Source organism: Marinihelvus fidelis (assembly GCF_008725655.1).
GTDB classification, from domain to species: Bacteria; Pseudomonadota; Gammaproteobacteria; order Xanthomonadales; family SZUA-36; genus Marinihelvus; species Marinihelvus fidelis.
On record NZ_VYXP01000004.1, the window covers coordinates 173,938 to 194,483 of the forward strand.

26 protein-coding genes and 2 tRNA genes are annotated in these 20,546 nt (G+C 59.9%); 21 read left to right on the forward strand and 7 right to left on the reverse strand.

Annotated features, from left to right (window positions below; translation table 11 throughout):
- The first annotated feature begins 24 nt into the window (after window positions 1-24).
- The 3 genes from pgsA to F3N42_RS07205 are packed head-to-tail and all read left to right on the forward strand — an operon-like array spanning window position 25 to window position 2,631.
- Window positions 25-633: a CDP-diacylglycerol--glycerol-3-phosphate 3-phosphatidyltransferase gene (gene pgsA, locus F3N42_RS07195; protein WP_150863741.1), complete on the forward strand. Its 609-nt coding sequence runs from the start codon at window positions 25-27 to the stop codon at window positions 631-633.
- Complete coding sequence (gene ispG, locus F3N42_RS07200; protein ID WP_150863742.1) at window positions 630-1,850, forward strand: flavodoxin-dependent (E)-4-hydroxy-3-methylbut-2-enyl-diphosphate synthase; 1,221 nt, start codon at window positions 630-632, stop codon at window positions 1,848-1,850. Before pgsA ends, ispG begins: the two co-directional genes overlap by 4 nt.
- Entirely contained in the window at window positions 1,819-2,631 is an 813-nt protein-coding gene (locus F3N42_RS07205; protein ID WP_150863743.1) for a class I SAM-dependent methyltransferase, read from the forward strand. Before ispG ends, F3N42_RS07205 begins: the two co-directional genes overlap by 32 nt.
- On the opposite strand, the gene ygfZ is transcribed toward F3N42_RS07205, so the two are convergent.
- Window positions 2,610-3,464, reverse strand: coding sequence for a CAF17-like 4Fe-4S cluster assembly/insertion protein YgfZ (gene ygfZ, locus F3N42_RS07210; protein WP_224784807.1), 855 nt, complete (start codon window positions 3,462-3,464; stop codon window positions 2,610-2,612). The two genes, F3N42_RS07205 and ygfZ, sit on opposite strands and share 22 nt — an antisense overlap.
- Before the next feature lie 101 nt (window positions 3,465-3,565).
- On the opposite strand from ygfZ, the gene sdhC reads away from it, so the two are divergent.
- From sdhC to F3N42_RS07235, 5 genes are read left to right on the forward strand one after another with little or no spacing between them, the layout of a single operon-like run.
- Entirely contained in the window at window positions 3,566-3,958 is a 393-nt protein-coding gene (gene sdhC, locus F3N42_RS07215; RefSeq protein ID WP_150863745.1) for a succinate dehydrogenase, cytochrome b556 subunit, read from the forward strand.
- Window positions 3,955-4,293, forward strand: a complete 339-nt coding sequence (gene sdhD / locus F3N42_RS07220; protein ID WP_150863746.1) for a succinate dehydrogenase, hydrophobic membrane anchor protein — start codon at window positions 3,955-3,957, stop codon at window positions 4,291-4,293. The genes sdhC and sdhD overlap by 4 nt, the downstream gene beginning before the upstream one ends.
- Window positions 4,293-6,083 (forward strand): succinate dehydrogenase flavoprotein subunit, encoded by a 1,791-nt coding sequence (gene sdhA / locus F3N42_RS07225; protein ID WP_150863747.1) that lies wholly within the window; start codon window positions 4,293-4,295, stop codon window positions 6,081-6,083. The genes sdhD and sdhA overlap by 1 nt, the downstream gene beginning before the upstream one ends.
- A 33-nt stretch (window positions 6,084-6,116) precedes the next feature.
- Window positions 6,117-6,902 (forward strand): succinate dehydrogenase iron-sulfur subunit, encoded by a 786-nt coding sequence (locus F3N42_RS07230; protein WP_150863748.1) that lies wholly within the window; start codon window positions 6,117-6,119, stop codon window positions 6,900-6,902.
- A 12-nt stretch (window positions 6,903-6,914) separates the two neighbouring features.
- Window positions 6,915-7,160, forward strand: a complete 246-nt coding sequence (locus F3N42_RS07235) for an FAD assembly factor SdhE (protein WP_150863749.1) — start codon at window positions 6,915-6,917, stop codon at window positions 7,158-7,160.
- A 350-nt stretch (window positions 7,161-7,510) separates the two neighbouring features.
- On the opposite strand, the gene F3N42_RS07240 is transcribed toward F3N42_RS07235, so the two are convergent.
- The gene (locus F3N42_RS07240; RefSeq protein WP_150863750.1) at window positions 7,511-7,957 is read right to left on the reverse strand and encodes a hypothetical protein; all 447 of its coding nucleotides are present in this window, start codon (window positions 7,955-7,957) and stop codon (window positions 7,511-7,513) included.
- 283 nt (window positions 7,958-8,240) lie between these two features.
- On the opposite strand from F3N42_RS07240, the gene F3N42_RS07245 reads away from it, so the two are divergent.
- From F3N42_RS07245 to F3N42_RS07285, 9 genes are all read left to right on the forward strand, one after another.
- Entirely contained in the window at window positions 8,241-8,528 is a 288-nt protein-coding gene (locus F3N42_RS07245; RefSeq protein WP_150863751.1) for a hypothetical protein, read from the forward strand.
- Complete coding sequence (locus F3N42_RS07250; protein ID WP_150863752.1) at window positions 8,525-8,761, forward strand: hypothetical protein; 237 nt, start codon at window positions 8,525-8,527, stop codon at window positions 8,759-8,761. Before F3N42_RS07245 ends, F3N42_RS07250 begins: the two co-directional genes overlap by 4 nt.
- A complete protein-coding gene (locus F3N42_RS07255) occupies window positions 8,758-9,771 on the forward strand; it encodes a phage/plasmid replication protein, II/X family (RefSeq protein ID WP_150863753.1) in 1,014 nt (337 codons plus the stop codon). Before F3N42_RS07250 ends, F3N42_RS07255 begins: the two co-directional genes overlap by 4 nt.
- A gap of 15 nt (window positions 9,772-9,786) precedes the next feature.
- A complete protein-coding gene (locus F3N42_RS07260; protein ID WP_150863754.1) occupies window positions 9,787-10,059 on the forward strand; it encodes a single-stranded DNA-binding protein in 273 nt (90 codons plus the stop codon).
- 12 nt (window positions 10,060-10,071) lie between these two features.
- On the forward strand, window positions 10,072-10,332 hold the full coding sequence (locus F3N42_RS07265; protein WP_191621290.1) for a hypothetical protein: 261 nt from the start codon (window positions 10,072-10,074) through the stop codon (window positions 10,330-10,332).
- Between the two features lie 59 nt (window positions 10,333-10,391).
- Entirely contained in the window at window positions 10,392-10,610 is a 219-nt protein-coding gene (locus F3N42_RS07270; protein WP_150863756.1) for a major capsid protein, read from the forward strand.
- Between the two features lie 550 nt (window positions 10,611-11,160).
- Window positions 11,161-12,006: a virulence factor TspB C-terminal domain-related protein gene (locus tag F3N42_RS07275; RefSeq protein WP_150863757.1), complete on the forward strand. Its 846-nt coding sequence runs from the start codon at window positions 11,161-11,163 to the stop codon at window positions 12,004-12,006.
- A complete protein-coding gene (locus F3N42_RS07280) occupies window positions 12,006-12,311 on the forward strand; it encodes a DUF2523 family protein (RefSeq protein ID WP_150863758.1) in 306 nt (101 codons plus the stop codon). The genes F3N42_RS07275 and F3N42_RS07280 overlap by 1 nt, the downstream gene beginning before the upstream one ends.
- A 10-nt stretch (window positions 12,312-12,321) precedes the next feature.
- Complete coding sequence (locus F3N42_RS07285; RefSeq protein WP_150863759.1) at window positions 12,322-13,350, forward strand: zonular occludens toxin domain-containing protein; 1,029 nt, start codon at window positions 12,322-12,324, stop codon at window positions 13,348-13,350.
- Here the strand turns inward: F3N42_RS07285 and F3N42_RS15900 are convergent.
- Window positions 13,257-13,529, reverse strand: a complete 273-nt coding sequence (locus F3N42_RS15900) for a DUF3653 domain-containing protein (RefSeq protein WP_150863760.1) — start codon at window positions 13,527-13,529, stop codon at window positions 13,257-13,259. The two genes, F3N42_RS07285 and F3N42_RS15900, sit on opposite strands and share 94 nt — an antisense overlap.
- Complete coding sequence (locus F3N42_RS15600) at window positions 13,507-13,800, reverse strand: hypothetical protein (RefSeq protein WP_191621303.1); 294 nt, start codon at window positions 13,798-13,800, stop codon at window positions 13,507-13,509. Before F3N42_RS15600 ends, F3N42_RS15900 begins: the two co-directional genes overlap by 23 nt.
- Before the next feature lie 356 nt (window positions 13,801-14,156).
- Here F3N42_RS15600 and F3N42_RS07295 point away from each other — a divergent pair, with 356 nt between their 5' ends.
- The 3 genes from F3N42_RS07295 (at window position 14,157) to F3N42_RS07305 (ending at window position 17,930) form a co-directional block, all read left to right on the forward strand.
- On the forward strand, window positions 14,157-16,184 hold the full coding sequence (locus F3N42_RS07295; protein ID WP_150863761.1) for a TonB-dependent receptor: 2,028 nt from the start codon (window positions 14,157-14,159) through the stop codon (window positions 16,182-16,184).
- Between the two features lie 85 nt (window positions 16,185-16,269).
- Complete coding sequence (locus F3N42_RS07300; protein WP_150863762.1) at window positions 16,270-17,823, forward strand: sulfotransferase; 1,554 nt, start codon at window positions 16,270-16,272, stop codon at window positions 17,821-17,823.
- 20 nt (window positions 17,824-17,843) lie between these two features.
- Window positions 17,844-17,930: transfer RNA gene (locus F3N42_RS07305), tRNA-Leu, on the forward strand.
- Between the two features lie 252 nt (window positions 17,931-18,182).
- On the opposite strand, the gene F3N42_RS07310 is transcribed toward F3N42_RS07305, so the two are convergent.
- The 3 genes from F3N42_RS07310 to F3N42_RS07320 all read right to left on the reverse strand — a co-directional run bounded on the left by F3N42_RS07310 (window position 18,183) and on the right by F3N42_RS07320 (window position 19,279).
- On the reverse strand, window positions 18,183-18,677 hold the full coding sequence (locus F3N42_RS07310; RefSeq protein ID WP_191621291.1) for a PEGA domain-containing protein: 495 nt from the start codon (window positions 18,675-18,677) through the stop codon (window positions 18,183-18,185).
- Between the two features lie 197 nt (window positions 18,678-18,874).
- On the reverse strand, window positions 18,875-19,081 hold the full coding sequence (locus F3N42_RS07315; protein ID WP_150863764.1) for a hypothetical protein: 207 nt from the start codon (window positions 19,079-19,081) through the stop codon (window positions 18,875-18,877).
- Window positions 19,082-19,205: 124 nt separating this feature from the next.
- Window positions 19,206-19,279, reverse strand: a tRNA-Cys gene (locus F3N42_RS07320).
- Window positions 19,280-19,455: 176 nt separating this feature from the next.
- Here F3N42_RS07320 and F3N42_RS07325 point away from each other — a divergent pair.
- A complete protein-coding gene (locus F3N42_RS07325) occupies window positions 19,456-20,544 on the forward strand; it encodes an AI-2E family transporter (protein WP_150863765.1) in 1,089 nt (362 codons plus the stop codon).
- Window positions 20,545-20,546: the final 2 nt, after the last annotated feature.

Here is a 20,546-nt window from a genome sequence, read left to right on the forward strand (position 1 = left end):
CACCCCCGAGTTGGAACCAGCGGAATGACCCTGAACGCGCCCACCATCCTGACACTGCTCCGGATCGCCTTGATCCCGGTACTGGTGCTGTTTTTCTACCTGCCTTACGGCTGGTCGAACTTCGCGGCGGTGACCGTGTTCGTGCTGGCCGCGGTGACTGACTGGGCCGACGGCTATATCGCCCGCCGGTTCGACCTGTATACCCATTTTGGCGCCTTCCTGGACCCGGTGGCGGACAAATTGATGGTGGCTACGGCGCTGGTGCTGCTGGTGCAGAGCCAGCCGACGGTGCTGTTCGCGCTGGCCGCGGCGACGATTATCGGCCGCGAGATCGTTATTTCCGCATTGCGCGAATGGATGGCGGAGATGGGCGAGCGCGGCCGCGTCAAGGTCTCCAATGTTGGCAAGCTGAAGACCATTTTCCAGATGGTCGCCATCAGCTTCCTGCTCTATGGCGAAGACATCTGGCGCATCCCCGTGCCGTTCATCGGTGAGATCCTGCTGTACCTGGCGGCCGCGCTGACGCTGTGGTCGATGTGGGTTTACCTGCATTCGGCCTGGCCGGTAATGGCGGCCGCCACCGGTAGCGGGCCCGTGGAAGCGGACAAGGAAGAGGGCAGACCCGAGTCATGACCATCGAGCGCCGGAGCACCCGCGAAGTCAACGTCGGCGGCGTGCGCGTGGGCGGGGGCAATCCCGTCGTTGTTCAATCGATGACCAACACGGACACCGAAGACATCAAGTCGACGGCGAAACAGGTCGCTGAGCTGGCGCGGGCGGGTTCCGAACTGGTCCGCATTACCGTCAATACCGAGGCCGCTGCGGCCGCCGTGCCGGCCATTCGTGAGCGCCTGGACATGATGGGCTGCGACGTACCGCTGGTGGGTGATTTCCACTACAACGGCCACACGTTGTTGACCAAGTACCCGGATTGCGCGCAGATCCTGGCCAAGTACCGCATCAACCCCGGCAATGTCGGTTTCGGCCGCAAGCGCGATGACCAGTTCGCGACCATCATCGAGAAGGCAATCGAATACGGCAAGCCCGTGCGCATCGGCGTGAACTGGGGCAGCCTGGACCAGAAGCTGCTGGCCCGCATGATGGACGAGAACGCGGCGCAGGCCAGGCCGGCCGATGCCGAGGTAGTCATGCGCGAGGCGCTGGTTGTTTCGGCACTACAGGGCGCGGAGCAGGCCGAGGCGCTGGGGATGCCCGCGGACGCCATCATCCTGTCGGCTAAGGTCAGCGCGGTGCAGGACCTGATCGCGGTGTACCGCGAGCTGTCGTCGCGCTGCAATAACCCGTTGCACCTGGGCCTGACCGAGGCCGGCATGGGCAGCAAGGGCATCGTCGCTTCAACGGCGGCGCTGTCGGTGCTGCTGCAGGAAGGCATCGGCGACACCATCCGTATTTCCCTGACCCCTGCACCCGGCCAGCCGCGCACCGATGAAGTGATCGTCGCGCAGGAATTGCTCCAGACCATGGGCCTGCGGGCCTTCACGCCGCTGGTGACTGCCTGCCCCGGTTGTGGCCGCACCACCAGCACGTTTTTCCAGCAACTGGCCAGTGAAACCACGGCCCACGTGCGTGAGAACATGCCCACCTGGAAGCTGAAATACCCGGGCGTGGAAAACCTCTCTCTGGCCGTCATGGGCTGCGTGGTGAACGGCCCGGGCGAGAGTCGCCATGCCGATATCGGCATTTCCCTGCCGGGCACCGGCGAGGCCCCGGTGGCGCCGGTGTTTATCGACGGCGAGAAGGCCGCCACGCTGCGTGGCGAGGATCTGACGGCCGAGTTCCTGCAGCTGATTGACGATTATGTCCGACGTCGCTACGCGCCCACAGGCTGACCGCGCCGACCTGCACGACCTGTACCAGCGCGCGGTGCAGGACGTGGTGGCGGAAATCGATTTCGTCTGTGAGACCTGGGCCGCGCTGCGCAATCGCCCGGCTCGATTGTTGCGTGAGGATTTCGGCGGTACCGCCAACACCACCTGTGAGTGGGTGCGCCGGCACCGCGACAACCGCGGCGTCGCCGTGGATTTCGATGCCTCGGTGCAGGACTGGGGGCGGATACACAACATCGCGCGCCTGCCGGCCGAGGCCCGCGGTCGCGTGGAACTCGTCACGGCGGATGTTGCGGCACCACCCCCGGTTACGCCGGACATCGTCCTGGCCATGAACTTCAGCTACTACCTGCTGATGGATCGCGCCGACCTGCTGCGTTACTTCCGCTCTGTGCACGCATCCATCGCCGCCGATGGCGTATTTTTCCTCGACGCCTATGGGGGCTACGAGGCGCCCATGGTGCTGGAGGAGAAGCGCGAGTGCGACGGCTTTACCTACGTCTGGGAGCAGGCTGCCTTCAACCCGATCGACTCGCGCATGCATTGCCGGATTCATTTCGAATTCGACGATGGCAGCCGCATCGAGGGGGCGTTCGATTATCACTGGCGGCTATGGACGTTGCCGGAGATCCGCGAACTGCTGGAAGAGGCGGGGTTCTCGAAAGTGACGGTGTACTGGGAAGGGACCGACCCGGACACCGGCGAGGGTGATGGCATCTATCGGCCGGCCACCACGGGGGATGCCGACCCGGGCTGGGTCTGCTACGTGGTGGCCGAAGCCTGACGGTTTTCGCCCGGACCCTGGCGGGACGGAACATCCGGCCAACTGACCGTCACCGGTAAAGACGATTCACCGATCACGACCTGGTCCACCTCGACCGCGGCGGGTGAACGGGCGGCGAGCAGCAGCCGGGTCTCATCATCGGCGGTGACGCCATCGACAACCTGGGCGTCGATATCGCCACCGGGTCCGCGCAGCATGATCTTGTCCATGACCGTGAAGGATGGCGCGGCCTTGATCCAGGCCAGGGCCGGGCGCTGTTTCAGCTTGCCCAGGTAGTGCGTGCGGGCAACGATTTCCTGGCCCGGGTAGCAACCCTTGCGATAGTTGAGCGCACCGATGGCGTCGGCGCCAATCATCTGCGGCAGGAAGGCTTCGCTGCTGGTCTGATCCAGCCAGCTGAGCCCTGATGCCAGTTCGTGGGCGCGAAACGCCATGGCATCGGTGCTGTCGCTTTCAACCTCTTTCCGGGTATCTGTCGAGACGGCGTACTGCAGTCCGTCCAGTGGCGTACTCGCGCCGCTGAACGGCGCGGTGTCGCCAATGACTGTGTCACCGTCGTCGGCGCTGAAACGTACGTCATCGCGGAACACGAACCGGCTTAGCCAGCCGCTGACCTTTTCGGCCAGGGTGTGGGCGCAAAGCAGCCACTGCCGGTCCTCGCCGGCGATCACGGCCACCACCGCGATCACCCGGCCCTTGGGCTGGCACAGGCAGGCGAAAGTCGCTTCGCCACTGGCCAGGCCGTTGATATCGGCACTCAGTTGGCGATGCAGGAAGTCGCGGCCGTCGCGACCGTCAACGCGGATGGCGGCCAGGTAGGGAAGGGGAGTCATCACCGGCCTATTGTATCGCGAAGCCCCGGCCCCGGGCCGTTAAAATGCGGTAGAATTCGACCCGGAATGAAACCCCCGACACCGATCAATCGACAAATCCAATGAATGACCCATCCAGACAGCGCCCCCTGTCGCCGTACATGCTGGGGCCGTACTACCGATTCCAGATCACATCGCTGCTTTCCATTTCCGGTCGTATCACCGGGATGTTGCTGGCGGCGGTGACGCTGCCGGCCCTGCTGGCCTGGTTGCTGGCCCTGGCGGCCGGCCCCGACAGTTTCGCGGCGACCCAGGCCTGGTTCTCCGGCATCTGCGGCAAACTGGTCCTGGCGGTGAGCCTGCTGTGCCTGAGCTTTCACCTGCTCAATGGCCTGCGCCACCTGGCGTGGGACGCGGGCAAGGGTTTTGAGATGGCCTCGGTTCGTGCCAGCGGCTGGGCGGTGATTATCGGCACCTTCGTCCTGACCGCGCTGGTCTGGTGGTGTGCATCATGAGCGGCGCGACGACACACTGGTTCCGTATGCGCATCAGTTCGATCGTGCTGGTGCCGCTCTGCCTGTGGCTGCTATGGGCCGGGGTGACCGTGGCCGGCCAGGATTACGCTGGCGCCACGGCGTTCATGGGCGCCTGGTATAACGCCATGCTGGCCGTGCTGTTCGCCATCGCCACGGCCTGGCACATCCAGTCCGGCATCGGCGAAGTCATCGAAGACTACGTGCCCGCCCCGGGCCTGTCCCGCTTCCTGGTGGGCATGACCCGCGGCGCCTGCCTGGCTGGCGTTGTCGTGGTGGCCTGGTCTGTCTACACAATTTCGACGGGAGCCGCCTGATGAGCGACGCCTATAAACTGATTGAACACGAATACGACGTGGTCGTCGTCGGCGCCGGCGGCGCTGGCCTGCGCGCCACGTTCGGCATGGCCGCCACGGGCCTGTCCACCGCCTGCGTCACCAAGCTGTTCCCGACCCGCAGCCACACCGTGGCCGCGCAGGGCGGCATGTCCGCCGCGCTGGGCAACATGGGCGAGGACGACTGGCGCTGGCATATGTACGACACCGTTAAGGGCTCCGACTGGCTCGGCGACCAGGACGCGATCGAATACATGTGCCGCGAGGCCGTGCCGTCGGTGATTGAACTGGAACACTACGGTGTGCCGTTCTCACGCACGGAAGACGGCAAGATCTACCAGCGCCCGTTCGGCGGCATGACCACGCATTTCGGCGAAGGCACCGCGCAGCGCACATGCGCCGCGGCGGACCGTACCGGCCACGCCATCCTGCACACGCTGTACCAGCAGTCACTGAAGCACGACGCCAAGTTCTTTATCGAGTACTTCGCCGTCGACCTGATCATGGACGAGGACGGCGCCTGTCGCGGCGTTCTCGCCTGGGACCTGGCCGAGGGCCAGCTGCACCTTTTCAAGTCACACGCCGTGATCCTGGCGACGGGCGGCTACGGCCGCGCGTACTTCTCGGCCACGTCGGCACACACCTGCACCGGCGACGGCAATGGCATGGTCGTTCGTGCCGGGCTGCCGCTCCAGGACATGGAGTTCGTGCAGTTTCACCCCACAGGCGTTTATGGCGCCGGCGTGCTGATTACCGAGGGTGTGCGCGGCGAAGGCGGCTTCCTCACCAATTCAGACGGCGAACGCTTCATGGAGCGCTACGCGCCCAATGCCAAGGACCTGGCCAGCCGTGACGTGGTCAGCCGTTCCATGACCATGGAAATCCGCGAGGGCAGGGGAGTCGGGCCGAAGAAGGACCACATCCACCTGAACCTGCAGCACCTGGGCCCGGACGTGATCCACAAGCGCCTGCCCGGTATTGCCGAGACGGCCAAGATCTTTGCCAATGTCGACGTCACCAAGGACCCGATCCCGGTGCTGCCGACGGTGCACTACAACATGGGCGGCATCCCGACCAACTATCACGGCGAAGTGGTCACGTTGAAAGACGGCGACCCGGACGCGGTGGTCCCTGGCCTGTTCGCCATCGGTGAGGCCGCCTGTGTATCCGTTCACGGCGCCAACCGCCTGGGCTCGAACTCGCTGCTCGACCTGATCGTCTTCGGCCGCGCCGTGGCGCACCGTTGCGAAGAAGTCATCAAGCCGGGCACGCCGCACCCGGAAACGCCGAAGGCGTCACTGGACAAGGCGCTGGCCGAGTTTGACGCACTGCGCAATGCCGATGGCACGCGCTCGACCGCCAGCATCCGCGAGGAAATGCAGGACGTGATGCAGAATCACGCCGCCGTGTTCCGTACCGGTGAAACGCTGAAGGAAGGCTGCGAGCTGATCTCCGCAACCTACGATGCGTTCGGCGATATCAAGGTCAGCGACCGCTCACTGGTGTGGAACTCCGACCTGGCCGAGACCCTGGAACTGCGCAACCTGCTGGCCTGCGCGGTGACCACCATGTACGGCGCCGAGAACCGCAAGGAAAGCCGTGGCGCGCACGCGCGCGAGGACTTTACCGAGCGCGACGACGAAGGCTGGATGAAGCATTCGCTGGAATACCTGGAAGAGGGCGGTCGTGTCCGAATCGACTACCGCCCGGTCCACATGTACACGCTGACCGATGACGTTGAAGTGGTGCCGCCCAAGGCCCGCGTCTACTGATTCGCGTACTGACGAATTCGCACGGAACTGACCATGTTGCAACTCAGACTGTCCAAGGAAGCCCGCCCGCTGAAGGGGGAACACTTTCCCGCGCCCGAGGGCGCCACGCGGGTGCGCAAGTTCAACGTCTACCGCTGGGATCCGGACGGTGGCAGTAACCCGCGCATCGACACCTACGAGCTCGATCTGGACGATTGCGGGCCGATGGTGCTGGACGCGATCATCAAGATCAAGAACGAAGTCGACGCCACGCTGACGTTCCGTCGTTCCTGCCGCGAGGGCATCTGCGGCTCCTGCGCCATGAACATCGACGGCACCAATACGCTGGCCTGTACCAAGCCGATTGAAGATATTTCTGGCGACGTGGTCATCAACCCGCTGCCGCATATGCCAGTGGTGAAAGACCTGGTGCCGGACCTGAACCAGTTCTACCGCCAGTACGCCAGCATCAAGCCGTGGCTGCGCAACGACGACGAGCCGTCGGATGGGCGCGAACGACGCCAGTCGCCGGCTGAGCGTGAGCAGCTCGACGGCCTGTACGAATGCATTCTCTGCGCCTGCTGCTCAACGGCCTGCCCGAGTTACTGGTGGAATGGTGACAAGTACCTGGGGCCGGCCATCCTGCTGCAGTCGTACCGCTGGCTGGCCGACAGCCGTGACGCCGACGCCGAGGACCGCCTGTCGCAGTTCGAGGACGCCTACAGCCTTTATCGCTGCCATACCATCCTCAACTGCACCGCCACGTGCCCCAAGGGCCTGAACCCGGCCAAGGCCATCGCGGAAACCAAGAAGATGATGCTGGCCCGCAAGGGCCGCTGAACCGGGCAGGGCATGTCTGTCGACGGCCCTCGCCGCCTGTCCCGCCTGCGGTGGCTCACCCGCCGCGGCATGAAAGAGCTGGACGTCATCCTGGAAGCGTTTGTCCTACGCGAATCCACGGCTTTGTCCGATGGCGCCTGGCCCCAATTCGAGCGATTCTTGCAGTCTGAAGACGATCAACTCTGGGACTGGTTGCAGGGGCGTGACACACCGGACGAACAGGCATTCAGGGACATTCTCAGCGCGCTTTCACAGTGAACATGATGCCTGCCTGAAGGTGTTGACCGGCGTTGGCCGGCGTATCCGGATTGGGTGGTGGGCGTTCCTGGTATCGCTTTCATTCATCGCGCTGCTGGCATCAGGTACCTCATGGCCCGTGTTGTTCACCGGCTCTATATTCCTCGCCATTTTTTCACGCATTTCGTTTCCGACAGATCATACGGCACACGGGAAAGGAAACCTGCGCCTGTACGGTGATGGGCGTGTGCGTTACCGGACACTGGACGGAACGACCGTTGACGGGTTCCAGGTGTGTCGTGGCTGGTTGGCCGGGCCGGTATGCACGATGACCGTGCGCATGGAATCGGGTCGCCGATGTCACTTTCTGGTTATCGGTGCGTTGCAGGACGACGAGGAGTGGCGGCGCCTGAAGGTCTGGTGGTGCCAATGGCGGTGGAAAATCTCCTGACATCAACTGCGCATAATGTATATTCTTGGTAAATCATCGACTTAGAAGAAGCTGTTGACTCTGACACTGGTAAGGCTGTCAAAACGATGGCGGCGGCCGCCGCAGTGACGCACTTCTGAATCGCTTCGAAAACCTTCTTAACGTCGGGGTTCTTCTCGGCTTTGGCTAAAACGTCGGTGATTACCCCGGCAGGGTCAACACCAGCCATTTCAGCGAGCTTGTACGCATGCGATGGGGTAGGGAAAGAAACCCCGTCCCGCCAGTTGTAAACCGTTTGGGAAGAAACACCTAGCGCTTTTGAGAGCTGCAAGTCAGACGGTATGTTCTGGCGTTTTTTCGCAACGTCGATCAATTCTTTGATGTTCATGGCTTCCTCCATTCCCCAGGGCGAATTTTGCGCCGCTATTGACTCCTAGTGCAACTTGGATTAGGTTCTATTCCAAGTTGGATTGGGAGGCCGCGCAAATGCCACACATTCTGTTATTCGTTTCCTTCTGGCTGCCATGGGCAACGGCAGCCGTAGTCATGAGCGTTATAGCGCTGATCGCATACCGGGGATGGGAAGGCGCAAGCCGAGCGCCGGAGGCGCGTCCCCAATGGATAGAGGGGCCGAAGTGATCACCAGCAGAATGGGCAGGTTATCGGAAGCAATGAAGCTTGACCCGATCACGCCGCCCGAAGTGAACGCCCCTGTCAGTCAGAGCGCGGCCGTGCAGAAAAGGTTGACCCCCTTCTGCCGACCCCAGCCCGCCCCTGAAAGGGGGCGGGTTTCTTTTTTGACGCCAAACTTCCGCATGATCGTGTTCCCGAAACTTGGCGTTCTGGTCGCCGGACAGCCGGGTGAAATTCCGTTCGTTCTCCGGGAAGGTCAAATCCCGGTTCTAGTAACACCGGGATTTAGTCTCGTGGGCGAGACTTTTCAGGGTAATCAGCTGTGAGTAATTACAGTAAAAAACGGTTCTCTGACCTCGACGAAGGCATCGACGCTATCAATTCCGGGGAAGTCGAAGCGGTCAAGCCGGACGGCCACGGCGGGTGGGTGGAATCAACCGAATCCGAGAACTTGGCCGATTGGTACAACCGGAATCCTCAAGAATTCATTCTAGCGCACACAGCGGCGGCCATCGGTTTACGGATGGTGAATCGTCTGCTCCGGGATAAGTCAAAGTGATTGACTGGCTCACATTGGTCTGCCCAGGCGAAATCGTATCGCCAGAAGTCCGCGACCAGCTAACCCGCGAAGTCGGAATGGTCATGAAGGTAGACGCCACAGGCGAAATCTCTTGGATGAAGCCGGAACGTAAGTCCGTCCGGTCCGACTCTCACCAGCTTACCGTCGAAATGGGCGCTGATCTTCGGGTGTACGGCTCACCAGCGAGAGTCGGCCTTATTCGCACGGATAACGTCTTTGGCTCAGGAGACATCGAGGAGTGCGCCCGACGGATGATTAACTTTGTCCGCAACGTCGAACGGGTTGAGCTTCCGCACTACAAGCGCTGGAAGCTTAAGAAACTCGACATCACGCATAACTACGACCTTGGCAACCTCACGAACGTTAAAACGGCGCTGGAAATGCTCCGTCACGTTCAGGGTGACCGATACCAAGTAAACACCAGTGCCGAGTCGGTGTACTGGTCCAAGAATTCAACCGTGCGTAGCGGAAAAGCCTACGCGAAAGGGCCGCACCTGCGGCACCTGAAAAAGAAGGGCACTGCCGGTGTGTCCGATCAGGAAATTGAAGCATGCGACCGGCTACTCAGACTCGAACTTCAACTGCGGCGGCATTTTTGGGACCGCCTCGAACGCGATTGGTGGACGGTCACAGAATCCGAACTGGACCGATACCACTCTGACTATTTCGGAAGGCTGGTTGGCGATGTGGTTATCGACGAGAAAACCGACATGGAGAAGGCATGCATAGCGGCGGCGATTCGCCTTGGCATGACCGAGGGATACGGAAAAGCGGCCGCGATGGCGTGGTGCGTAATTCGCAGCGAGGGCTTCCAGTTTTGGCAGGACAAAACGCCCCGCTCAACGATGTTCAAACACAAAAAGATTCTTCGTGAAGCCGGACTTAGCTACGCCGATTTTGCGGCGCGGAATGTCGTACCGATACGGCGACGTCGCGTCATTTTGAACGCCCCCGTTAAGTCGTGGGGCGAGTTGATGAAAACGGCGTAAGCCGAAGGAGTAGGCATGACCAAGGTAATTATTAAATCAATGGACCTGCGTGAGGAAACAACCTCGAAGGGCAACATCATCACCAAGCAACAGGCTGCGGTGGACCCCGGTGACGGCTCGTTCCCGTTGCCCTTCTACCTGACGGTGCGATCAGCATACAAGCCGGGCGAATACCGGCTGGCCGGTAGTACTTTCCGGCAGGGCCGCTACGGCGATCTGGAGATCGACCCGTACGGCATCAAGCTGCTGCCCATTGCGGCCAACGCTGAACAGCGGAAAACGGGCTAAAGGCGGTTTCCGGTGCTGTGTGTCGAAATCAACGCGTCCGGCCAAGTGGTCCAGGACACGTTAAGCACAGCACCGGACTGCTCTGAATTCATGCTCATCGCGCCATCTGAATACGACACGATGACGTATTGGGCACAACTCGCAATCGAACTTGAACCCGGAAGTGAACCCTTCAACCTGCTGGTGCTGGCAATGATTACCGCTTATGGAACCGTGGCCGGAATCAAGCTGGTAGTCAGGGCGCTTCGTACCGAGGTAAACGAACAAGGTTAGTACGGGGGTCAGGCGCAAGCTGTAAGCGCCGTGGATTACAGCAACAGGGAGATAAGGTTATGCAGATTCGTAACTTTAAGAAGGGTCGCTCTGCGGCTCTCGTCCTGACGGCGATGGTTGCCCCCGTAACGTCTTTCGCACAGATCGACGTGACCGGAGCCACCGGCGCTATCACCGATGGTCAGACGGGTGTGATTACCGTCATGACCGCCCTGATCGTTGCGTACGGCGCGTTTCTCGGCTACCGCATGGTCAAGGCTGCGGTGAAGAAGGGCTAACGGGGTAGGGGGGGCCTCCGGGCCTCCCCTGACTCTATGGGACTCATCATCATCATATTTCTCATGCTGCTGCTTAACTATGCGTTCTCTGACGATTAAGGCGGCATTTTTTCTTGCGTGTATCTTCGGGATTGAAGCGCACGCGCAGGAATACCAGACACAAGCGGAAGCGTTGGCCGCGTGTGAGGCTCATTTGGCGTCCCACAGCTACGGTAGTAATTCAGCATGGACGGTATGCAACGCGGAATGTGCACCGCTGACCCACCCAACATACGCCGGGGGCTACCAATCAAGAATATACGAGACGACAGTAGGGCCACCCGAAGGAGCGTGCCCGTCAAGTTGGGTAAATAGCCCTCCGAGAAATCGTATTTTCTGGTATGCCGAAGAATTTACCTGTGACGCAGGGGAGGGCGCGCACACAGGAGAGGCATGGTTTTATAACCAACTTGAGCCACCGGCCCAATGCGGCCCGGACGGGTGCATCTACGAGCCGACAACGGGCAATTGCAGCGACAATGGAAGCGGCGGGTATTGGTGCGTTTACACGATGGACAATCCGGGGGGCGAATGCACCGGGGACAGCGACAAAGAAGACTTGCCGGAAAACTGTGCATACAACACCGAATCAGGCGCGATTAGTTGTGACTGTTCAGAAGGCAACGAAGGCAGTCCGGCTTGCTATCAGGACGAAGGCCCAGACCCCGAAGAACCGCCGCTGCCGCCAAATTGCATCGAGGTTGGTGACACAAGGGTATGTGAGGATTGGCCGCAGCACCCAGCGCCCCCACCGGAGGAAGATCCGCCGCCGGGGTGTTACGTAACAACAGGCGGAGTGATGTACTGCCCGCCGGGGCAGGACCCCAATAACCCGACGCCCGACCCGCAGAACCCGATCGACACCGGCGACCCCGGTAGTTCAGACGGGCCGGGTGACAGTAGCGATGGCCCTGGCACACCCGGAGAAGATGGGCCGGAGGAATCATGTACGCCCGGCGTGGACTGTCCCGCAGAACGCACAGCGGAAACAAAGGGCGGTTGCGATGACGGCCCGCCAACCTGTTCAGGCGACCCAATCAACTGCGCCATCCTGATTCAGAATTGGAAAACAAGCTGCGGTGCTCTGGACACCGGCGACAATAGCCCACCGTGGGAAGATGACCCCGATTGGGGCCGAGACCTCAAGTCCGAAGCAACCGAGCTAACCACGTACGAAATGATTGACGATTCCGGCATGGGCGGCGGGAGCTGCCCGGCAAACCGAACCGTTGCCGTGATGAACATCAGCTTTGAACTCAACATGGAAGGCATGTGTGACCTCGCCGCTATTCTTAAAGTGTTCGTCATCATTGCCGCTTGGATTCAAGCCGCGTATCTACTGACGAGGGCCTTCTAATGCCGTTGGTCACAGTCCTAGCGATAGCCGCACGCTGGCTACTCAAGTACATCATCACGAAATCGCTCATCTTCTTGGGAATCGCCTACGTGGCGTTTACCGGGCTGGGTGACATGATCGACAGAACAGAGCAGGTCATATACGCGAATCTGGCCGGACTGCCGGCAGACGTTTTCAACATGGCGATGCTTTGCGGTTTCGGTGAATACGTCACGATCACGCTGTCATCATTCGCCGGATACCTGACGCTTAAAGGCATGCGAAACGGCGTCAAATACGCAATGCAGCTCAACCCACTGCTGTGAGGGGTCAACAATGCTTAACATCATTACAGGGCTTCCCGGCGCCGGGAAAACCCTCTACACGCTCGACAAGGAATTGCCCAAGTATCGGGGCCGGAAAATTTTCGTGTACGGCATACCCGGCCTCGATCACGATCACTTCAAATCCCAAGAACTTGAAGACCCGGAAAAATGGTACGAGATGCCGGAAGGCTCCGTCATCGTTATCGACGAAGCGCAGAAGGTATTTCCGCTAAGAAAGGCCGGGAGTGAAGTCCCCAAGAAATGCTCCGAGTTTGAAACCCACCGGCATCGTGGGTTCGACATCCTACTGCTCACACAGGATGCGACGACGCTTGACGTTCATATCCGCAAGCTGGCTGGTCGCCATCTTCATGTGCATCGCTTATTTGGTGGACATCGCGCCAACGTTTACGAGTATGGAAATTACGAGCCGAAGCCAACAGACAGGAACACCCAGCGGGGAAAAATCAACCTCTATTCGTACAAGTACAACCCGGCTATTTTCGACCACTATAAAAGCGCCGACATTCACACGGTTAAGCGGAAACTGCCCCGTCGCTTTCTATGGTTGCCGGTCTTGGCGATACTCATTGTGGCTTCAGGAGTGTGGCTGGTCAGAACGTTTCTATATTTCGGCGACAAGTACGGTGGCGATGAGCCTGAACAGGCTCAAAACGTGTCGCGTGTGGCTGACATACAGGTCACAAGGCTAGCTTACGCACAGCAATTCATACCGGAAATCGAGGGGCTTCCGTGGACGGCTCCGGCTTACCAAGCCGTCGCCCAGGTCAGAACGTTTCCCAAGCCGCATTGCATCTTGGTCGAGGAAGAAGTTAGGGAAGGGGTCAGCCTGACAAACTGCCATTGCTACTCGCAGCAAGCCACGAAACTGCAAAATGTCGCGCTAGACGTCTGCGCTGACATCGCAATAAATGGTTGGTTTGATTACACCAAGTCAGATCGCCGCCAGCGCGAGCGGGCTACGCCCGCGCGCGGCGGCGACGGCGGAGAACAATCAACATCATTATTTGGCGAATAGCGCGACGAATTCGCCGGAAGGGTGCTGGCGCAAGTGCGGGCCAAGCCAAAGCGTTTCATCTGCCGCACGAAAAAACATGCCATGATGCAGCTCGGCGTGAAGGCATCGCCAGCTGGTGATATTAGACGGCCATCCTCAAACGACCATCCATCCCATTTACCCGTTGGTTCGATGTTCATTCTTATGCTTCCGTGCAAAAAAGACTCTGTAGATAACAACCTCAAGCGCAAATGCGAAAACGAGAGCCGCAATGATAATTAGCGGTTGGTGCCGAATCAGGGAGCCAAGATATTGAAGAGGGGCAAACGCGCTTTCGATGTCAGATGAAGGCTCGGGAAGGAATAACGCAGCGTATCCGATCATAAGGGCGACCGCGACAATACCCGCGATAATTGCGGCCACTATGGCAGAAACTGTTTTGTCGATTTCTTTTTGTAACGATGTAGACATGGGCAAAGCACCGGCCGAGTGATAACAATAACTTAGAACGCAAACGCCACATAAACCACATCAACACAACTGCGCATAATGTATATTATGTTAAATATAGGCATGGGAAATGGAGCTCAGCGTGCCTGTATACGCTGCGCAGTCACCCTGCCGCCTGGCAATAGCACTACAGAGGTGTATCGACGCAACCGTTAGGAAACAGCCATGTTTCACGCGAATATACCGCGCATATACATGGTGTTACATGGCAGATCTTATAATGTGATTTAGGTCTGTCGCCGTGTCGCTGTCATCATGTTTTATGACCGCGCCCTTGCGGAACTTGTAATCCTGCGGCGAATCCGTACGTTGTGCGGATGCTCAGTTCCCTGATCCCTTACCTGTTACTGCAAGCGACGACGACTGCCGCCCCCCAGGCCATGGAAATCGTCGAGGTGCGCTCAGCGCCGGCCCAGTCTGTTGCGGGATCGATTCCCGGTATATCGACGCTGGGCCTGGACGACATCGACGACGAATCCGTAACCCACGCGAATGAGTTGCTGGATCGTGTGCCCGCCACCTGGATCAGTCGCGGCTCCGGCCAGGAACAGTTAATGGCCATCCGTTCGCCCGTGCTGACCGGCCCCGGCGCTTGCGGCGCATTCATGGTCATGGAGGACCATGTATCGATACGGCCTACGGGCTTCTGCAACGTCAACGAATTGTTCGAGGTGAACCTGTTGCAGGCACAGGCGGTTGATGTTGTGCGCGGCCCCGGTAGCGTCCTTTACGGTTCGAACGCGCTCCACGGTGTCCTGGATGCCCGTTCACTGGCGCCAGGCAGTGGATCCACGACCCTGGGCGCTGGCCTGGAGGTTGGTACGGACGACTACTACCGCGGTCGTGTCGAATATGCCGGCGCGCGCTTCGCGCTGGCCGCCAACTACACCGATAGCGGCAGTTTCAGGGACGACGAGTCCTTCACGCAGGGCTTCCTTAACACGTCAATGGCCAGCCAGGCCGGCGGCGCGGACATCGTGACCCGACTGGCCTACGCCGGCATTGACCAGGAGACCGCGGGTTTCGTACAAGGCAAGGATGCCTGGCGGGATCCGGAATTGCGCACCAGCAACCAGAACCCGGAGGCCTACCGCAAAGCCGAGGCCTGGCGGCTGACCAGCCAATGGCGCTGGCTGCCCTCCCCCGGCTCCGAGTTTGAATGGATACCCTACGCCCGTTACAGCGACATGGAGTTCCTCCAGCACTTCCTGCCCGGGCAACCGACGGAAAGCAATGGCCAGACCAGCGCGGGCATGCTGTTCAGTTGGCGCAACGATACCGGGTGGTCTGCGGGGATCGACTTTGAGTGGGCCGATGGTGAACTGGTTGAGTTCCAGGCGCACCCGACCGAAGGCTCGGACTTTCTTGTAGAGACCCGGCCGCAGGGTTTTCACTACGACTATGAAGTGCGTTCCCTGATGGCCGCCGCATGGGCGCAGTATGAACATAAAATAATGGATATACATATAGTTACGGCAGGTTTAAGAGGTGAATTCCTCGATTACGGTTATCGCAACCGAATGATTTCCGGCAACACGCGGGATGACGGCACAACCTGCGGTTACGGCGGTTGCCTCTACACGCGTCCGGAAAGTCAGGGGGACCAGTTCAGCAACCTGGCGCCGGAACTCGGCCTGCAGTGGCAACTGAGTGAGCGGACGCGACTGGTCTCACGAATCGCGCGCGGTTTCCGGGCGCCGCAGGCCACGGAGCTCTACCGCCTGCAGAGCGGCCAGCAGGTGGCCGATCTGCAAACCGAAACGCTGGACACAGCAGAACTGGGCTTCGAGTTTAGTAGCGACGACATCCACTGGAACGCGATCGCGTTTGCCATGAAGAAACGTCACTTCATTTTTCGTGACGCAGACGGCAACAATGTGAGTGACGGCAAGACACGACACTACGGAATCGAAGGTGCCGTCGACTGGCGTATGAACGACCAGTGGCGCCTGTCCGCCAATGCCGGCTGGGCCATCCACGAATACGCGTTTGACCGCCCTGCGTCCGGAATTGTTGACGGCAACCGGGTCGATACCGCACCGGAATGGCTGGCTGGCGCAAGACTGGATTACCGCCCATTGCAACGGTTACGCCTGGAACTGGAATGGACGCATGTGGGTGCATACGAACTGGATCCAGCCAATGAACACCAGTACGAGGGCCACGACCTGTTTGCCCTCCGGGCCTTCCACGATCTGCGCGGAGACCGCCACCGGCTCTCGGTGCGTGTCACCAACCTGTTCGATACGTATTATGCGGAGCGCGCGGACTACGCATTCGGTAACTACCGATATTTTCCGGGAGCCGGGCGGCGTGTATACCTTGAGTGGCGCTACAGCCATTGAATGGTACAGAGGTAAAAAATCTCAGGGCAACGTTTTTTTCGGGACGTTACAATACGGTATCGCGACCGCAATAATTAGAGAGTGAATGAAGCCTGATCGACAGTTTCCCGTACTGCCCACACCACAGTTCAAACCCAGCAGAAACATTTCATTCGTTACGATCAGGTTCAGCTCCGAACTGGAGCACAACCTTCTGCGGTCCAGCTGTGTGCATGATGAATGCAATGAACTCATCATTGTGGACAACAGCGCAAACGTCCATTTTGACCACCTTACGCAAGCGATTATCCACGGCGTAGACAAGGCCCGACACGACCTGGTTGCCGTGGTCCACGAAGATGTTCACCTGGTCGATGGTTGGCAGCAATGCCTGGAGCAGTCTCTCATGCAACTCGAAGAGTCCGACCCGGACTGGGGGCTTGTGGGTGCTGTTGGTTGGGACAATCAGAAGCAGGTCAAGGGTCACTGGAGCGACCCGCATCAGTACGGGAACACGTTTGCCGAAAACGCCTCCCCTTTCGCGGAAGTTGTCCGACTCGACGAGCAAATCCTGATATTCCGGCGTAACTCGGGAGTGGTCTTCGACCCGGACCTGCCAAGCATTCACAACATTGGTCGCGATCTTTCGGAACAATTGCGGTCGCGGGGACGAAAGACCTACGCAATCAATGCGCCAACCACCCACAAGATGCTGGATGGGAACGGGACCCCAATCCTATCCGCGGGTGATTCCAGCAAGATCGTGGACAGGGGCTCCCTAACTTACCAGGCCGACCTGGCATGCTCTGATGACTACATTGCCAAGAAGTGGCCACGCTGGGCGCGCCTCGCGCACGGTGCGCCACCTTCGGCCAGTACGATGGCGGAGCCGGAGATGCGCCCTCCCCTGGTCCTGCTGGCCAGGGGGGGATCGGGTTCACGGTTGCTCAGCCAATTGGCCCTCGACTGTGGCGTGTTCCTGGGGGAAGACCTTTCGCCCAGCCTGGATACGCGGGAAGTCATCATGCCGTTCTATAGGGCACTGATGGAAAAGCATACTTGCTCAGCTGATTGGCAGGCAGCGCAGCGATTCGAGCGGGTCAAGCACGGCGCGCTGGCGGTTCAGGCGGCGGCCGCGCCGGGCGCGGACTGGGGATTCAAGTTGCCGGAGAGCCTGTTCCTGCTGCTGGAAATTGATGCCGCCTTTCCTTCAGCGCGATACGTTTTCCTGTCCAGGAGCTCATGGTCAACCTGCGCCAGGCGGACGCACATGACGGCGAGGGTGGACAACCACGTCGGCCGGCTGGCGCTGAAACTGGCCTACGATGCAGCCGGGCGGTCGCGTGCTCACATACTGACGGATTCGGATCCGGAAAGGATGGCCTACACCACGCTCCACCAGAGAGACCTGGTTCACCGGTTCGCGGCCACTTTGCCGTCATCCCGTTTTCTACAGCTGTCTTTTGAAGAGGTCGTTACGCAGCCCGAGACCGTCCTGTGCCAAATGGCAGAATGGCTGGGCCGGCCACCCGTGGGACGAAACATTATGGACATGGTGAACCCAGACCGTGCCCGGCCGGCCGTGGCCATGTTCAAGGACGAGGAAATTGACGCAATGGAGCGCATTTTATTGCGGAACAGCCACCCTGCCCCGCCTTGACACGGTAGAATGCCCGCGGCGCCCGGGTGGCGAAATTGGTAGACGCAAGGGACTTAAAATCCCTCGGTGGCAACACCGTGCCGGTTCGAGCCCGGCCCCGGGCACCAGTCAATTGGTTCACGGCACCCGTGAGATACAGGTATATGGCTGGGGCGAACAACCCGGCCGCGGCATCCCAGACGGGAGGCATGTCCAGAGGACTGGTATTCAGCACCAGTAACAGGAGGTATGACCCCGGGAAAACCAGGGCCGGAATTGGCTGACCGCGCAAAGGGGCTGGAACCGTTTGCTTTCGTACTCGTCGCAGTCACTGGCGAAACATCCTTGAAGATGCCGCCAAGCCTACCTAATCAGGCGTTTCATCCGCCGCAGTGTGTAATCACCTGGTCGCCACGCAGATCGGAGAAGCATTTCAGTACATTGGTGCTGTCCGGTTGGGCGACGTCATAGTAGAGCTGGCCGTCGGCGGTTACGTTGCCTGTGGACCGGCTGGCGACTTCGTGCTCCAGGCCGCCACTCCCACCCGGGAACCCTTCCGGGTACACAAAGGTGTAGGACGTTGCGCCCCCGGCGCCGGTACAGACGTTGATGGTGCTGACACGTGCCTTGGCACCGCTTTCCCAACGCACACTGATGGGGCGAGTCGCCACGCAGCCATTCCCGGCTTCCTTGGCTGCCGTGGTGTAATCAAGCGTGACCGGAGTTACGCCCCACGCCTCCTCGCCTTCATAGACCGTCGCACCGGAAGGTTCCGAACGAATGGTCAGCTGAGTCTGTGGCGTGCAGGCGCCAAGCAGCGGCAGCAGCGCGAGCATGATCCATGGGGTGGGCTTTTTGATCGGTACCAAGCTCACTCTTTTCTGCTTCCTTGCATGTGTAAGTCGACTAAATATACCAACGGAAACCATTTGGAAATCATCTCATCGATATTCCGAATACCGGAACTTGACATCGCCTATCAATGCGTCAAAATTCCAGCCGCGACGCTGTGGGGGTCGACGCAGACGTGGCAAAACGGGCGTAAGGGTCGCACCCTTGCGCCCGTTTTCTTTCAGGGTCGCCGCGACACACGCGGTCGTGTGCTCGCCAATCGCTCCAGGCGTTGCGGTACACCGACCAGCAACGTCAGTACCAGCCCAGCGGCGGCGCCCAGCCACGGTGAACTGCCAGCGATATAGGCAAACCACGCCAAAGGCACCATCCCATAGGGCGAGTACCTGACCAGGAAATGAAACAGGTTGTCGTTACGCTTATCCATCGTTTTGTTCTGTTAGCCCCCGTGTCGTTGAACGCATACCGCACATGCTGAACCGGCCGTGAAATCACGGCTTGTCGAATTCAGACAGGGCATTGACGGGCACTGCCCGGTCAAGCGGGAAAATTGGAGGCCAGGGTCGGAATCGAACCGGCGTACACGGCTTTGCAGGCCGCTGCATAACCACTCTGCCACCTGGCCATCAGGGAAGAGTCACCCGGCCGGGAAGCCGGGAGCGCGGTATTCTACTATCGTGCGCCGGGCATGTCAGCCCCAATGTGTACCATCCAAAAAAGCCTTCACGTAAGAAGCAAGCGTTCCTTGACCCGTCCCCGTCGGGCGTTGAGAATTCAGGGACCAACTGAGGGGGAATAAAAATGAGCGAACCCATCCTGTCCAGGCCCGTTCGATACGGTATCGAGATTGCGGTCTACCTGCTCCTGATATTCGGCATCATCGGCTGGTGCCTGCAGATCCTTTCACCGTTCATCAGTTTCCTCATCTGGGGCGTGATCATCGCGGTATCCGTGCATACCCCTTACCTGAAGATGCGTGCTGCGCTGGGCAACCGCGGCAAGCTGGCCATAACCCTGTTTATCGTCATCGGCCTGGGCATCATCATTGCCCCGGTCTGGCTGTTTGGTGAATCACTGCTCAGCAGCGCGCAGGATATGCGCGAGCAGTTGCAGAGCGGTCAGGTGGCCATTCCCGCGGCCAATGAGCGGGTCAAGAACGTTCCAGTGATCGGCGACAAGATTTACACCAACTGGACCGACGCGGCGAGCAACTTTTCCGGCTGGCTGAACGAGCATGGTGAACAGGCGCGAAAGGTCGCCGATGCTGCCATTCACAAGGTGACCGGCCTGGGGATGACGGTATTGCAGTTTATTGCCGCGACCCTGATCGCCGCACTGTTCCTGGCCAACGCCAGGTCGTCCGAGGGCGTGGTGAACAAGTTTTTCCACCGGCTTGCCGGCCCAATGGGCGATGAGATGCAAACCCTGGCGGTTTCCACCATTCGTTCAGTGACAGTGGGTGTGCTGGGCATTGCCGCCATCCAGGCGTTCCTGGGCGGGTTGGGCATGGTTCTGATGGATGTTCCGGCCGCCGGCTTCCTGGCGTTGCTGATCCTGGTCGTCGCCGTGGCCCAGCTGCCGCCCTGGCTGGTGCTGTTGCCGGTCATTTTCTACGTGTTCTCCACGCAGGGGAGTTCGGTCGCCACCATTATTTTCGCTGTCTGGAGCATTATCGTCTCGTTTGCCGACATGGCGCTCAAGCCGATGCTCCTTGGTCGCGGCGTCGAAGCCCCCATGCCCGTGATCCTGCTGGGCGCCATCGGCGGCCTGATCCATTCCGGAATCGTCGGGCTGTTCATCGGCGCCGTGGTGCTGGCGATCGGCTACAAGCTGGTGGTGGCATGGTTCGATGCCGGCCGGATTCCGCCGGAAACCGCAGACCGGGAATAAGG

Bases quoted from the DNA above. Each gene is read 5' to 3' on its own strand.
- F3N42_RS07260 (WP_150863754.1), top strand. From the start codon at position 9,787: ATGACCAAGGTAATTATTAAATCAATGGACCTGCGTGAGGAAACAACC.
- F3N42_RS07275 (WP_150863757.1), top strand. From the start codon at position 11,161: ATGGACAATCCGGGGGGCGAATGCACCGGGGACAGCGACAAAGAAGAC.
- F3N42_RS07235 (WP_150863749.1), top strand. From the start codon at position 6,915: ATGTCTGTCGACGGCCCTCGCCGCCTGTCCCGCCTGCGGTGGCTCACC.
- F3N42_RS07285 (WP_150863759.1), top strand. From the start codon at position 12,322: ATGCTTAACATCATTACAGGGCTTCCCGGCGCCGGGAAAACCCTCTAC.
- sdhC (WP_150863745.1), top strand. From the start codon at position 3,566: ATGAATGACCCATCCAGACAGCGCCCCCTGTCGCCGTACATGCTGGGG.
- ygfZ (WP_224784807.1), bottom strand. From the start codon at position 3,464: ATGACTCCCCTTCCCTACCTGGCCGCCATCCGCGTTGACGGTCGCGAC.
- F3N42_RS07230 (WP_150863748.1), top strand. From the start codon at position 6,117: ATGTTGCAACTCAGACTGTCCAAGGAAGCCCGCCCGCTGAAGGGGGAA.
- F3N42_RS07315 (WP_150863764.1), bottom strand. From the start codon at position 19,081: ATGGATAAGCGTAACGACAACCTGTTTCATTTCCTGGTCAGGTACTCG.
- F3N42_RS07300 (WP_150863762.1), top strand. From the start codon at position 16,270: ATGAAGCCTGATCGACAGTTTCCCGTACTGCCCACACCACAGTTCAAA.
- F3N42_RS07240 (WP_150863750.1), bottom strand. From the start codon at position 7,957: ATGAACATCAAAGAATTGATCGACGTTGCGAAAAAACGCCAGAACATA.
- F3N42_RS07280 (WP_150863758.1), top strand. From the start codon at position 12,006: ATGCCGTTGGTCACAGTCCTAGCGATAGCCGCACGCTGGCTACTCAAG.
- F3N42_RS07295 (WP_150863761.1), top strand. From the start codon at position 14,157: ATGCTCAGTTCCCTGATCCCTTACCTGTTACTGCAAGCGACGACGACT.
- F3N42_RS07205 (WP_150863743.1), top strand. From the start codon at position 1,819: ATGTCCGACGTCGCTACGCGCCCACAGGCTGACCGCGCCGACCTGCAC.
- ispG (WP_150863742.1), top strand. From the start codon at position 630: ATGACCATCGAGCGCCGGAGCACCCGCGAAGTCAACGTCGGCGGCGTG.
- F3N42_RS07245 (WP_150863751.1), top strand. From the start codon at position 8,241: ATGAAGCTTGACCCGATCACGCCGCCCGAAGTGAACGCCCCTGTCAGT.
- pgsA (WP_150863741.1), top strand. From the start codon at position 25: ATGACCCTGAACGCGCCCACCATCCTGACACTGCTCCGGATCGCCTTG.
- F3N42_RS15900 (WP_150863760.1), bottom strand. From the start codon at position 13,529: ATGAACATCGAACCAACGGGTAAATGGGATGGATGGTCGTTTGAGGAT.
- sdhA (WP_150863747.1), top strand. From the start codon at position 4,293: ATGAGCGACGCCTATAAACTGATTGAACACGAATACGACGTGGTCGTC.
- F3N42_RS07325 (WP_150863765.1), top strand. From the start codon at position 19,456: ATGAGCGAACCCATCCTGTCCAGGCCCGTTCGATACGGTATCGAGATT.
- sdhD (WP_150863746.1), top strand. From the start codon at position 3,955: ATGAGCGGCGCGACGACACACTGGTTCCGTATGCGCATCAGTTCGATC.
- F3N42_RS15600 (WP_191621303.1), bottom strand. From the start codon at position 13,800: ATGTCTACATCGTTACAAAAAGAAATCGACAAAACAGTTTCTGCCATA.
- F3N42_RS07270 (WP_150863756.1), top strand. From the start codon at position 10,392: ATGCAGATTCGTAACTTTAAGAAGGGTCGCTCTGCGGCTCTCGTCCTG.